Origin of the sequence: Rhizobium sp. BK650 (assembly GCF_014195325.1) — a bacterium.
Classification (GTDB): domain Bacteria; phylum Pseudomonadota; class Alphaproteobacteria; order Rhizobiales; family Rhizobiaceae; genus Rhizobium.
In genome coordinates this window covers 1-12,454 of record NZ_JACIBK010000001.1, presented here as the reverse complement: position 1 = coordinate 12,454, position 12,454 = coordinate 1, and the positions used below count along the sequence as shown (strand labels likewise).

General features: G+C 59.6%; 11 protein-coding genes and 1 tRNA gene. 8 read left to right on the top strand and 4 right to left on the bottom strand.

The genetic code is table 11. The features are described from left to right. Positions 1-111: 111 nt before the first annotated feature. From FHX15_RS00060 to FHX15_RS00050, 3 genes are all read right to left on the bottom strand, one after another. On the bottom strand, positions 112-330 hold the full coding sequence (locus FHX15_RS00060; protein ID WP_184392580.1) for a helix-hairpin-helix domain-containing protein: 219 nt from the start codon (positions 328-330) through the stop codon (positions 112-114). Positions 331-472: 142 nt separating this feature from the next. Next, on the bottom strand, positions 473-1,534 hold the full coding sequence (locus tag FHX15_RS00055) for a Gfo/Idh/MocA family protein (protein ID WP_184392578.1): 1,062 nt from the start codon (positions 1,532-1,534) through the stop codon (positions 473-475). Next, positions 1,534-2,520 (bottom strand): MDR/zinc-dependent alcohol dehydrogenase-like family protein, encoded by a 987-nt coding sequence (locus tag FHX15_RS00050; RefSeq protein WP_184392576.1) that lies wholly within the window; start codon positions 2,518-2,520, stop codon positions 1,534-1,536. The genes FHX15_RS00055 and FHX15_RS00050 overlap by 1 nt, the downstream gene beginning before the upstream one ends. A gap of 262 nt (positions 2,521-2,782) precedes the next feature. On the opposite strand from FHX15_RS00050, the gene FHX15_RS00045 reads away from it, so the two are divergent. The 8 genes from FHX15_RS00045 to FHX15_RS00010 are packed head-to-tail and all read left to right on the top strand — an operon-like array spanning position 2,783 to position 12,211. Next, a complete protein-coding gene (locus FHX15_RS00045; protein WP_184392575.1) occupies positions 2,783-3,889 on the top strand; it encodes an NAD-dependent epimerase/dehydratase family protein in 1,107 nt (368 codons plus the stop codon). Beyond that, positions 3,886-5,928 carry an NAD-dependent epimerase/dehydratase family protein gene (locus FHX15_RS00040; RefSeq protein ID WP_184392573.1) on the top strand — a complete coding sequence of 681 codons (2,043 nt, stop codon included), beginning with the start codon at positions 3,886-3,888 and terminating at the stop codon, positions 5,926-5,928. Before FHX15_RS00045 ends, FHX15_RS00040 begins: the two co-directional genes overlap by 4 nt. Before the next feature lie 23 nt (positions 5,929-5,951). Further along, on the top strand, positions 5,952-7,031 hold the full coding sequence (locus FHX15_RS00035; protein ID WP_184393952.1) for a glycosyltransferase family 4 protein: 1,080 nt from the start codon (positions 5,952-5,954) through the stop codon (positions 7,029-7,031). Further along, a complete protein-coding gene (locus tag FHX15_RS00030; RefSeq protein ID WP_184392571.1) occupies positions 7,028-8,158 on the top strand; it encodes a glycosyltransferase in 1,131 nt (376 codons plus the stop codon). The genes FHX15_RS00035 and FHX15_RS00030 overlap by 4 nt, the downstream gene beginning before the upstream one ends. After that, a complete protein-coding gene (locus FHX15_RS00025) occupies positions 8,155-9,243 on the top strand; it encodes a glycosyltransferase (protein WP_184392569.1) in 1,089 nt (362 codons plus the stop codon). Before FHX15_RS00030 ends, FHX15_RS00025 begins: the two co-directional genes overlap by 4 nt. Beyond that, positions 9,240-10,355 (top strand): glycosyltransferase, encoded by a 1,116-nt coding sequence (locus tag FHX15_RS00020; RefSeq protein ID WP_184392567.1) that lies wholly within the window; start codon positions 9,240-9,242, stop codon positions 10,353-10,355. The genes FHX15_RS00025 and FHX15_RS00020 overlap by 4 nt, the downstream gene beginning before the upstream one ends. 10 nt (positions 10,356-10,365) lie before the next feature. Next, positions 10,366-11,421 carry a UDP-glucuronic acid decarboxylase family protein gene (locus FHX15_RS00015; protein ID WP_184392565.1) on the top strand — a complete coding sequence of 352 codons (1,056 nt, stop codon included), beginning with the start codon at positions 10,366-10,368 and terminating at the stop codon, positions 11,419-11,421. A 34-nt stretch (positions 11,422-11,455) separates the two neighbouring features. Continuing rightward, positions 11,456-12,211 (top strand): TIGR04290 family methyltransferase, encoded by a 756-nt coding sequence (locus FHX15_RS00010; protein ID WP_184392563.1) that lies wholly within the window; start codon positions 11,456-11,458, stop codon positions 12,209-12,211. A 151-nt stretch (positions 12,212-12,362) separates the two neighbouring features. On the opposite strand, the gene FHX15_RS00005 is transcribed toward FHX15_RS00010, so the two are convergent. Next, positions 12,363-12,439: transfer RNA gene (locus FHX15_RS00005), tRNA-Met, on the bottom strand. Positions 12,440-12,454: the final 15 nt, after the last annotated feature.

The window sequence follows — 12,454 nt, the reverse complement described above, 5'->3', positions numbered from 1 at the left end:
GCTTTGTTGAAGCGAATGCCAAGAAAAAGAAGCGTTAACATCGTGGCAATTCCGGCGCCCCCGCAAGATCCAGGGTTTCGTGTTGCTATTCACCTCGGCCGAGGATCCACTTCATTGGCGAACAGGTAGTTTTTGACCGCCCACCCTCTTCTTTTCCCCGCTATCGCGGGAACTGAGAGCCGACCGGATGAGTTCAACGGCCCGTTTGCCGATACCCGGAATTGCCAGAAGTTCGTCGTCGGTCATCGCCGCCAGTTTACTGACCCGCTTGACGCCATTGGAAAGAAGTGCCTTTACGATCCAGACAGGAATCTTACTGCGGGCGAGCATGTCGCTCGAGGCTGCCCGCCGCTTCGACGTCATCCGTGCTGGTCGAGAGGCCATGTTGATCCCGCAGATGAATTGCGACCGCCAAAACCGGCAGAAGGCCTGACGGTTCCAGTCGATTCACCGATGACATCAAACAATTCTGTCAGATCGGGCCAGTCTCTGGCGTTATGCTGGTCAGTTTCGCGCTCCCGTAAATGTCCTCGATAATTTTCGCGAGGTCGACAAGCCGTTCGCAGGCTGGATCGTAGGGCTGACCGCCGGCAAGCCGCGCCGCCCAGTCCACCGCCGCCCGACCTCCCCAATCATCAGGCGGCTCAGTGAGACTTTCGGTGGCAGTGCCGCGTAAGCGCTGAGCAGCAAAGTCATAGAATGAACCGCCGACATTTTTGAAAGATGCGCCCCCCGCTGTTCCGAAGAAGTCGGCGCTGATCACAGCATCGCACCCCGCCTGCAGTCGCCAGGAGCAAGTAAGCCGGAGGACAGCACCATTTGCCAAGGTGATCGTAGCGACGGCAAAATCTTCGACGTCCTCCAGTCTATCGATAAACTCGCCCGCTTTCATCAAAGTGCTGGTGATCTCAGCCACTTGAGGAAAATCGAGACACCAGAGCGCCATGTCGATGAGATGAACGCCGAGGTCGATCACGCATCCTCCGCCGGATAGCGATTTGTCGTAGAACCAGGATTTGTCTGGGCCATAGGCATTGTGAAAGACGAGATCGGCGGCGAAGATCTTGCCGAGCTCTCCACGTCTGATCAGATCGCGGATACGCTGCATGCCTATGGTATGACGATAGGACAAATCGACTCCCAATAGCTTGTTGGCTGATCTGGCCGCAGCCACGACTGCAGCCGCTTCCGTCGCGGATCTGCCGAGCGGCTTCTGGCAGAACACCGCAACGCCGGTCTGCAGGGCTCTTATCGACTGCTCTGCGTGCAGAGCGCTCGGAGTTGCAATGACTATGCCATCAAGATCAAGTGACAAGAGCGCGTCGAGATCAGTGACGATTTTCGCATCGGGCGCGAGGCGAAGCGCTTCGCTCGCCATGGCTTCGGAGGGATCGGCAACGGCGACAGCCTCCGCCAGATTTGAGCGAAGGATCGCTTCCATTCGGTTGCGACCGATCCAGCCGACACCGAGGAATCCGAGCCTGGCTGGTTTGAGCCTCGTCTGGTTGAAGCGCTTGTCGATGATGGTGTTCATCAATAGGTCACCATCGCTTTGAGAAAACCATCGGGTCTGTCGCGGGTCGCGTCGAGCGCCTCGCCCAAGCCTTCGAGCGGATAGACGTGCGTATACAGGCGTGACGGGTCGAGCCTGCCGGCCACCACCGCTTTGACCGCCTCACGTATGCCAGAAATATAGATCTTCGGGTCGCGCTCATGGGCGTTGATCACGTCGAGCCCGCGCCAGTTCCAGAGCTGCATGTTGACTTGCCTGGGGCCATCCTGATGGTATCCAGCCACAACCAGTCGGCCACGCTCCGCAGTTAATTCGCCGGCTAGGTCGAGCGGCCACTGCTTGCCGACCGCCTCTATGACGCATTGACACAAGGCACCGTCGGTCAATTGTTTCACGGCCTCGATAATCCGCCAGTGGTCGTCCATTGCCAGCGTTTCTGCGGCACCCATCTGCCTGGCGATCTCCAGCGAAAACGAGCGGCGAGAGATCGCGATGACGCGCGCGCCAACGCCGCTGGCAAGCTGCGTGAGCAGAGCGCCGAGAAATCCAATCCCGATGATAGCAACCGTTTGGCCCGGACCGATGCAGCTGCGTCGGAAGATGTTCATCGCACATCCGAGCGGCTCGCCCGGGAAGGACTGTCCATCAAGTGCTGATGGCAGCGGAACGATCATCTCGGCATCCGCGATGTCGTGGGTGGCATAGGCATGGTACGAAAGCGCGGCGACACGGTCTCCCACACCGAAGGCCGATACCCCAGGCCCGAGGGCGTCGATCTTCCCCCAGCCTTCGTGACCGAGGGCGCCAGGCTCTGTTGGAAAAATCATCCATTCCGGCCCAGCCCAAGGCCCGAGATTGGAGGCGCATACGCCCGAGCCTTCAAGCCTGATCCTCACCTGCCCCGGTCCAGGCTGAGGAAAAGGCCTCTCCTCCACGGACACCTTTCCCGGTCCAGTAATGATCGCCGCCCGGATCCTTCCCTCGGACGGTCTCGGCAACATAGTCATGAACTGCTCCTCCGGTTGGAACATTGTCAGTGACGGCATCGTTGCTGCGGGACATGCGCCCGGCCCGGCCACCCTGCCTTGATTACCGCTCTCAAATCTTCGAGGAAGATTCCGCCGAAGAATTGGCCGTCTAACCGAAGACGCCGCCAGATGTTCCGGATGATGTCAAAGAACATGTCAAAGAAGATGTCATTGAACCAGGAACAATCTCCGCCGAGCTTGGTTCGGCAGGTCATCTTCAACCTGAGCGGACGGAAATCTGATGGCGATGATCCTTGTGACTGGCGGCTGCGGCTTCATCGGAAGGCATGTCGTAGAGGAGCTTCTCGAAAATGGCTACGACGTGCGGGTCCTCGACGCTTTGATCGACCAGGTTCATGGCGATGCTGAAGTATCGTTGCCCGAGGCTGCCGAACTCCTGCGCGGCGATATCAGGGACAAAAACGCGGTGGAGCGTGCGCTATCTGGCGTCGATGGCGTCATCCATCTTGCTGCAGAGGTTGGCGTCGGACAATCCATGTATGAAATTGCCCGTTATGTCAGCAGCAACGACCTCGGCACTGCTGTTCTTCTGGAAGCGATGATTGGCCGCCGGCCGAAACGCATCGTCGTCGCTTCGTCGATGAGCGTCTATGGTGAAGGCCGTTATCAAACCGCCGACGGCACGCTGCTCGACCTGGTTAGGCGCAAGAGTGATCGCATCAAGGCCGGGCAATGGGATATTCTCGGCGGTGACGGCAAGACTTTGAGACCCGTCGCTACGGACGAGGAGAAACCTGTCGATCTCGCCTCGATCTACGCCCTGACGAAATATGCGCAGGAAAAACAGGTTTTGATCTTCGGAGATGCCTACGAAGTCGATGCAGTGGCACTGCGCCTCTTCAACGTCTTCGGCGCCGGTCAGGCCTTGTCCAATCCCTACACCGGCGTGCTGGCGAACTTTGCCTCGAGGCTTGCCAACGGCCAGCCACCGATGATCTTCGAGGACGGTCAGCAGCGGCGAGACTTCGTGCACGTGCGCGATGTGGCCCGCGCCTTCCGCCTCGCACTCGAAAAACCCAATGCATCAGGGCATGTAATCAACATCGGCAGCGGCCAGGCCTACACGATCGCTGAGGTGGCTACACTTCTTGCCGAGGCCATGGGCGTGCCGGAGATAGGGCCCGAGATCATGCACGAGGCACGATCGGGCGATATCCGCAACTGCTTCGCAGATATTTCCAAGGCGCGAGAGCTGCTCGGTTTCGAGTCGCGCTTCAAACTCGAAAACTCTCTAGGCCCTTTCGCCGACTGGGTAAGACATACTGGGGCGGTCGACCGTGGGGGAGAGATGAAACGGCAGTTGGAAGAAAGAGGACTGGTGTCATGACCCAGTCCGGATTGACCGCCAAAGCCGATAGATCCCTGAGATCCTACGGATTCGTGGAGTGGTTCCGCCCAGGTGAACACGAGCGGACCTTACAGACGATCGCAGACATCAGATCAAGCGGCGCAAGCTATCTCCGCACGCATCTTTCATGGGCCGAATATCTTGCACCCGGTGGTGAGGCCTGGTTCGACTGGCTGATCCCGAAGCTCGGGCGCGAAATCGATCTCCTTCCTTGCATTCACTACACGCCGCCGTCCTTGTCCCGGACGGGACGGTCTTCGGGTCCACCGGCCGATCTCAAATCATACGCTGATTTCGTCGACCATGTGCTTACCCGATACGGCCGGTACTTCGGCCACATCGAATTGTGGAACGAGCCCAACAACCTGCTCGACTGGGACTGGCGAGAGGATAAGGACTTCCTGCTCTTCTGCGAGATGGTTGGCGGTGCCGCCTACTGGGCCAAGCATCGCGGCTGGAAACCGGTGCTCGGTGGCCCGTGCCCATTCGATCCCTATTGGCTCAATCTGATGGGCGAGCGCGGGGTACTTGGCGTCGTCTATGCCGTTGGCTTCCACGGGTTCCCCGGCACATGGGACAGCGAGGAAGGCACCTGGGGCGGCTGGGACATGCATCTTGGCGAGATGCGAAAGATTATCGACCGCTTCAATGGCGATGCCGAGATTTGGATTACCGAAACCGGCTATTCGACCTGGCGCAACGACGAGATGGAACAGGCACGGCGTTTCGTGAAAGCTTTGAGCGTGCCGGCCGACAGGATGTACTGGTATTCCTGGCGCGACGTACCGCCGGATGTTGCGGTGCAGGAAGGCCTGTGGTTCGACCCTCGGCACTATCACCTCGGAGCCGTCACCCATGACAACCAGCCGAAACTGCTTGCGCGGCTGCTCATGGAAGGCGGCGTCGACCGCCTGAAGCAGGTCACGCGGCTTGCCGCTCCGAACCTCGCCAAGGGAGCTGCACCGATCGTCATTACCGGAGGCTGCGGCTTCATCGGCTCCAATCTCGCCGACAGCTACCTTCAGGACGGTGAAGACGTGGTCGTTCTCGACAATCTCGGGCGATCCGGCGTCGATCAGAACCTAGGCTGGCTGACTGAACGGCATGGGGCAAGGGTGCATCCGGTGCTTGCCGACGTGCGAGACGCCAGAAGCATCGAGGCAGCGTTTACCGATGCCAAGGCAGTGTTTCATTTCGCCGCCCAGACCGCGGTCACGACGAGCCTCATCCATCCCGTCGACGATTTCGAGGCGAACGCAAGGGGCACGATCAACGTTCTGGAATCGGTGCGGAAGGCGGGACGCCGCGCGCCCGTGATCTTTGCCAGCACCAACAAGGTCTATGGCGGGCTTGATGACCTTGCCATGCGCGAGTTCGAAGATCGCTATATGCCAGTGGATGAAACCATCCGGGCATTTGGCATCGGCGAAAACCGGCCGCTCGATTTCTGCACCCCCTATGGCTGCTCAAAGGGCGTGGCTGATCAGTATGTCCTGGATTATTCGAAATCCTTCGGTGTTCCAACGGCCGTGCTGCGCATGAGCTGTATCTTCGGCCCACGCCAGTTCGGCACCGAAGACCAGGGCTGGGTGGCGCACTTCCTCATCCGGGCGCTGGCCGGTGAGCCCGTCTCGATCTACGGCGATGGCAAGCAAGTCCGCGATATTCTTCATGTTGCTGACGCGGTTGCCGCCTATCGCACGGCGCTCAACGGCATCGACGGGATCAACGGCAACGCCTTCAACCTTGGAGGTGGCCCGGCAAACGCCGTCAGTGTCCTCGCGGTTCTGCGCGAGATCGGCAGGTTGCTGGGACGTCCAATCGAGACCTCCTTCGGCGACTGGCGGGCAGGAGACCAATATTTCTTCGTCGCAGACACACGCAGATTGGAAAGCGCGCTGGGCTGGAGTGCGCATGTCGGCTGGAAGAGCGGTCTGCAACACCTGGCGGAATGGCTTATCGAGAACCGTTTCGGCGGCCGGCCTGTTTTGCGCCGCGATCGAAAGGTTTCGGCATGATCGGTCGGGGCATCCGCATATTGATGACCGTCGATTCGGTCGGAGGAGTCTGGCGCTACGCCATGGATCTCGCGGCCGGACTTCGGCGCGAAGGAGTGGAAATCGTCTTTGCGGGTCTTGGTCCTGCACCCTCGGAGACACAGGTCAGCGAGGCCAGGGCGCTAGGAAAACTAGTGTGGCTTGACGCTCCTCTCGACTGGATGGTCACGAGCAGGGCTGAAATAGCCGGCGCTCCAGACGAAATCGCTCGGATCGCCAGAGACAACGCTGTCGATCTGCTACATCTCAACCTGCCATCGCAGGCCATTGGCATCGACACTCCCCTGCCCGTCGTCGTGGTTTCCCATTCATGTGTCGTCACATGGTTTGCCGCCGTGCGCGGAACGCCGGTGCCGCCCGACTGGGCCTGGCAGCGTGATGTGAACCGGGAAGGCTTCGACTGCGCAGATTCGGTGCTCTCGCCGAGCGAAAGCCACGCGATTGCACTGCAAGCCACTTATGGCCCGATCTCCCGCCTCAGGGTGGTCTACAACGCCAGCCGGATTGAGGCCGGACAGCATCCAAAGAAGACCTTCGTCTTCGCAGCCGGCCGCTGGTGGGACGAAGGCAAAAATGGTGCGGTGCTCGACAGGGCGGCTGCAATGATGTCGCTGCCCGTTGTCGTCGCAGGCTCCTCCGTGGGCCCCACCGGCCAGAGGCTGCGATTCAGCAACGCCGATGAACGTGGTCCTCTGTCGCATGCCAAGGCCGTTGCCTTGATGCAATGCGCGCGAATCGTCGTATCGCCGTCCGTTTACGAGCCCTTCGGCTTGACTGCTCTAGAAGCAGCGCGATGCGGGGCAGCATTGGTGCTGTCGGATATTCCTACCTATCGCGAGCTATGGGACGGATGCGCGCTGTTCTTCGATCCTTATGATCCGATGTCCTTGGCATCTGTCTGCACGCGCCTCAACGACAACGCGGAGCTACGCAAAGAGCTGGTGACAAGGTCGCTCGCGCGTGCGTGCGCGTTCAATCTGGAACGGCAGGCGGCATCGGTGCTCGAGACATACGCGCATCTGACGGACCACACGCTCAATCTGGCAACCGCGGAGCAATCATGAGATTTCTGTTTTACACTCATTCGCTGGTTTCCGATTGGAACCATGGCAATGCGCATTTCCTGCGAGGCGTGATGCGGGAGCTGACCCGCCGTCATCACGAGGCACTGGCGCTAGAACATGTAGACTCCTGGAGCCGCTGCAATCTTTTGCATGATCAAGGGCCGCAGGCCGTCGAAAAATTCCACGCCGCGTTCCCGCAACTGCGGCCGCAAATCTACGGAGAGCAATTCGATCATGAAACTGCGATCGCCGATGCCGATGTGGTAATCGTTCACGAGTGGACTGAACCGGCGCTGGTGGAGCGGATCGGTCGCGCGCGGCGCAACGGCGCCGGCTTTACGCTGTTGTTCCACGACACGCATCACCGAGCAGTCTCGGCAAAGGGCGACATCGCTGGACTGACGCTTGAGGATTACGATGGTGTGCTGGCCTTCGGCGAAACGCTGCGGCAACGCTACCTGCAGGCTGGCTGGGGCAGGTCGGTCTTCACCTGGCACGAGGCTGCTGACGAGGCGCTGTTTTGCCCGATGCCGGAGGTCGCCACGACAGGTGATCTTATCTGGATCGGCAATTGGGGCGACGACGAGCGCTCCTCCGAGATTGCGGAATTTCTCGTCGGCCCCGCTCGTGAACTTACGCTTAAAACAACCGTACGCGGCGTACGCTACCCTCAGCAGGCGCTCGACGCTCTTCAGGACGCGAACATCGCCTATGGCGGCTGGATCGCCAACGCTGAAGTGCCGCTCGCATTCGCCAGCCACAAGGTCACGATGCATATTCCACGACGGCCCTACGTCGAAAACCTCCCCGGCATTCCGACGATCCGTGTTTTCGAGGCTCTTGCCTGCGGCATTCCGCTGATCTGTGCGCCTTGGGACGATGCCGAAGCACTTTTCAGGCCCGGCAGAGACTATCTCGTTGCCGGAAACGGCCGGGAGATGACGCGCTTGCTGCGCGATGTGCTGGCTGACGATGCCCTTTCGGCTGCCCTTATCGCCTCTGGGCTCGAAACAATCCGGGCGCGACATACCTGCCGGCATCGCGTGGATGAACTATTCGCCATTCTGGAACGATGCGGCACAGCGCGCGTCGTCAGCCAGCTGCCCGCAAAGGAGGCCGCCGAATGAAGATTGCGTTTTACGGATCGAGCCTACTTTCCGCCTACTGGAACGGTGCCGCAACCTACTATCGCGGTTTGCTGCGCGCATTGGCGCAAAAGGGCTACGACATCACCTTCTACGAGCCCGATGTCTATGACCGGCAAAAGAATCGCGACATCGATCCACCTGAATGGTGCAAGGTCGTGGTTTACCCAGGCACGGCCGAAGCATTGAAGGCGGCGACGGCGGCAGCAGTCGATGCCCACATCGTCGTCAAAGCAAGCGGTGTGGGTTTCGAGGACGATCTCCTTCTGCAGGAGATCCTTCGCCATGCCAGGCAAGGCGCCTTGAAGATATTTTGGGACGTGGATGCGCCGGCAACGCTTTCCGAGCTGCGACAGAGCCCCGAACACCCGCTTCGCAGGTCGCTGCCAAAGATCGATCTTGTCCTCACCTATGGCGGCGGTGATCCGGTAATCGACGCCTATCGCAGTCTTGGGGCGGCGGATTGCATACCGATCTATAACGCGCTTGATCCCGAAACCCATCACCCGGTGGAAAAAGAGGCTCGCTTCGCTGCGGAGCTCGCTTTTCTCGGCAACCGCCTGCCTGATCGGGAAGCACGGGTCGAGCAATTCTTTCTGGAGCCGGCGGCCTCTTTGCCGCAGCAAAGGTTCCTGCTCGGCGGTTCGGGCTGGAGCGACAAACCGCTGTCTTCGAACGTCACCCATCTCGGCCATGTCCCAACCGGCGATCATAATGCCTTCAACGCAACGCCGAAGGCGGTGCTCAATATTTCGCGGTCCAGCATGGCGGAAAACGGCTTTTCGCCGGCAACCCGGATCTTCGAGGCTGCCGGCGCTGGTGCCTGCCTGATTACCGACCATTGGGACGGCATCGATCTCTTTCTCAAGCCCGGTGACGAAATACTGGTGGCACGCGACGGCCAGGATGTCGCCCAACTCTTAGCCGGCCTTACAAGCCAGCGGGCCAAGGAAATAGGACAGCGGGCGCTGAGACGTGTGCTTGAGGAGCATACTTACGCGCATCGGGCCGCGACGGCCGATGCCATCTTCCGCGCCGGTGCCGCGCGAATGGAGGCGGCCGAATGACGGAATCCCTCGATATTGTCATTCTCGGCCTGTCGCTATCGTCGTCCTGGGGCAACGGCCACGCAACCACATACCGTGCGCTCATCCGCGGATTGAACGCAGAGGGACATAGAGTGTCGTTCCTGGAGAGAGACGTGCCCTGGTACGCTTCGAATCGCGACCTGGCTGAGCCCGACTTCTGCCGGCTCATCTACTACGCCGACATTGGCGAGATGATCGAAAACCATGCAGGCCTGATGAGAGCAGCAGACGCCGTAATCGTGGGATCGTATGTCCCGTCCGGTGTTACGGTTATCGACGCGGTCGCAGCCCTTAGGCCGCGCCGACTATGCTTTTACGACATCGACACACCAGTTACGCTCGCAAAGCTCGACCGCAAGGATGAGGAATATCTGGCGCGCCGACAACTCCCGATCTTCGATACCTATTTCTCGTTTTCGGGCGGAGACGTTTTGGCCAAACTTGAACGCGGCTACAGCGCGCGCAAGGCGCTGGCGCTCTATTGCTCCGTTGATGCAAGCCGGTACCGGGCGACAGGCGAAGCTTTCCACTGGGACTTGGGCTATCTCGGCACCTACAGCCCCGACAGACAGCCGACGGTCGAGCGGCTGCTGATTGAGCCCGCCAGGCGGCTACCGCATCTCAGCTTTGCAGTTGCCGGCCCCCAATATCCCGAAGATATCGACTGGCCGTCAAACGTCGAGCGGATCGAGCATCTGCCTCCTGCCGATCATGCCAGTTTCTACAGCCGGCAGCGGTTTACGCTGAACGTTACCCGAAGCGACATGATCGCAGCCGGCTGGTCGCCGAGCGTGCGGCTATTCGAGGCGGCAGCCTGTGGCACACCGATTATCAGCGACGCTTGGCGCGGGCTCGATGAGCTTTTTACCGACAATAGGTCGATCATCATCGCTCGTCGATCGGAAGACGTGGTCGGGCCCTTGACCACGATGAACCCGACCGACCGGCGTGCATTGGCATCCGCCGCCCAGGCAACGGTCATGCAACGCCACACTGGCGAGAAGCGAGCTCGAGAGCTTGTCGTCGCGCTGCGAGAATTGCCGGAAGGAATAAACGACACCCGATCCACCTCCCAACCCATTTCAGCCTAGGAGAGACCTAATGCTGCAAAGGACACGAAACGGAAGAGCGAAGACCGTGCTTGTTGCCGGAGGAGCCGGTTTTGTCGGTTCTCATTTATGCGATGCGCTGCTGGCACGTGGTAACAGGGTGATCTGCGTCGACAGCTATATCACCGGATCGGAAGACAATGTCCGGCCGCTGATGAACCACCCCAAATTCCGTTTGATCGAGAAGGATATTTGCCATCTGAAAAGTCTCGACGAGCCCGTGAACCAGATCTACAACCTGGCCTGCGCAGCCTCCCCTCCGCAGTATCAAGCGGACCCGGTGCATACGATGATGACCTGCGTTGCAGGCACGGGCAATTTGCTTTCGCTGGCCGAACACAACCGTGCCTCTTTCCTGCAGGCGTCGACGAGCGAGGTCTACGGCGACCCGGTGGAGCATCCACAGACAGAGGACTATCGCGGAAATGTTAATTGTACCGGTCCGCGCGCCTGCTATGACGAGGGCAAGCGGGCAGCCGAGGCACTCTGCTTCGACATGCTTCGTGCCGGCCGGTCGGATGCACGCGTAGCCCGCATATTCAACACCTATGGCCCGCGGATGCAGCCGAGTGACGGGCGGATCATTTCCAATCTTCTCGTCCAGACTCTCTCCGGCGCACCACTTACGATTTACGGAAGCGGCAACCAGACGCGTTCCTTCTGCTTCGTCAGCGATCTCGTCGCCGGTCTCATGGCTTTGATGGATGTTGATCCCAATCCCGGCGTTCCGGTCAATCTCGGCAATCCCGGCGAATTCACGATCAACGAGCTCGTCGACATGGTTATGACGATTGTGCCCTCGGCATCGGCTGTCGTCCACAAGCCGCTACCGCAAGACGATCCTCAGCGCAGACGGCCGGATATCTCGCGGGCAAGAGAACTTCTCGGCTGGCAACCAACAGTTTCCCTTGCCGAAGGTCTTCACCTGACAGCCGATTGGTTCACCGCATCAATGCGCCCTGATGGACGTTTCGATAGCACGCAGGTCGCCCGGCGCACCAGCTTGCTGCGGCCTTCAAAAGCCGGACGCGCCTCGCTCGGCGCCTGAGCCGAATGCCGCATCGGTAATGAGGAGAATGGATATGGATATTGCACGCCCGATAAAGCAGGATGATCTGCAGCGGCGAATTGCGGAACTTGGGCCATGGTTTCAGAATTTGAACATCAAGGGCCACATGACCGCGCCCGATCATTTCCTCGGAGATTACCCGACCTTCAAGTGGAAAGGTTTTCAGCACGTGCTTCCCTCCGATCTTGGAAGCCTCAGCGTGCTCGACGTCGGCTGCAATGCAGGCTTTTATGCGCTTGAAATGAAGCGGCGCAACGCCGCCCGCGTGGTCGGCATCGATCCCGATCCGCACTATCTGGCGCAGGCGCGTTTTGCGGCGGAACAGGCTGGCATGGAAATCGAGTTCAGGCAGATGTCGGTCTATGATGTCGGACGACTGGGGGAAAAATTCGACCTGGTGATCTTCATGGGTGTGCTCTACCACCTGCGTCATCCACTCTTGGCGCTGGATCTCCTCTATGAACACGCTGTCGGCGACATGATGCTGTTTCAGTGCCTCCAGCGCGGTGACGAGCGAATTCCCGATCTTAAGGAAGACTACGACTTTTCCGAATGGAGCATCTTCGATCAGCCGGAATATCCAAAACTTTTCTTCATAGAGGAACGCTATGCGTCTGATCCCACCAACTGGTTCATCCCCAACCAGGCCGCCGCCGAAGCAATGTTGCGCAGCGCCGGCTTCCGGATCGACGATCATCCCGAACGCGAGGTCTATCTATGCCGTCGGGGCCAACGCCATTATGCAGTCGAGCCGCCACCGTCATTATAGACGACGATATTTCAATCTCTTTGTGGCATTGAAGCCATACCTGGGGCCGGTAGCCGATCAATGTTGAGCGCCGCGCGGACCAGTTTTTGCGGCAGCGCAAGAAGCCTTGCGGCAAGGTCTTAAGAGATTGTTCGAGGGGATATTGGAAGATTGGTTGCGGGGGCAGGATTTGAACCTGCGGCCTTCAGGTTATGAGCCTGACGAGCTACCGGGCTGCTCCACCCCGCGTCCAGCGCAAATCCC

Coding starts and splice junctions, on each gene's coding strand:
- FHX15_RS00060 (WP_184392580.1), bottom strand. CDS start 330: ATGCTCGCCCGCAGTAAGATTCCTGTCTGGATCGTAAAGGCACTTCTT.
- FHX15_RS00055 (WP_184392578.1), bottom strand. CDS start 1,534: ATGAACACCATCATCGACAAGCGCTTCAACCAGACGAGGCTCAAACCA.
- FHX15_RS00050 (WP_184392576.1), bottom strand. CDS start 2,520: ATGACTATGTTGCCGAGACCGTCCGAGGGAAGGATCCGGGCGGCGATC.
- FHX15_RS00045 (WP_184392575.1), top strand. CDS start 2,783: ATGGCGATGATCCTTGTGACTGGCGGCTGCGGCTTCATCGGAAGGCAT.
- FHX15_RS00040 (WP_184392573.1), top strand. CDS start 3,886: ATGACCCAGTCCGGATTGACCGCCAAAGCCGATAGATCCCTGAGATCC.
- FHX15_RS00035 (WP_184393952.1), top strand. CDS start 5,952: ATGACCGTCGATTCGGTCGGAGGAGTCTGGCGCTACGCCATGGATCTC.
- FHX15_RS00030 (WP_184392571.1), top strand. CDS start 7,028: ATGAGATTTCTGTTTTACACTCATTCGCTGGTTTCCGATTGGAACCAT.
- FHX15_RS00025 (WP_184392569.1), top strand. CDS start 8,155: ATGAAGATTGCGTTTTACGGATCGAGCCTACTTTCCGCCTACTGGAAC.
- FHX15_RS00020 (WP_184392567.1), top strand. CDS start 9,240: ATGACGGAATCCCTCGATATTGTCATTCTCGGCCTGTCGCTATCGTCG.
- FHX15_RS00015 (WP_184392565.1), top strand. CDS start 10,366: ATGCTGCAAAGGACACGAAACGGAAGAGCGAAGACCGTGCTTGTTGCC.
- FHX15_RS00010 (WP_184392563.1), top strand. CDS start 11,456: ATGGATATTGCACGCCCGATAAAGCAGGATGATCTGCAGCGGCGAATT.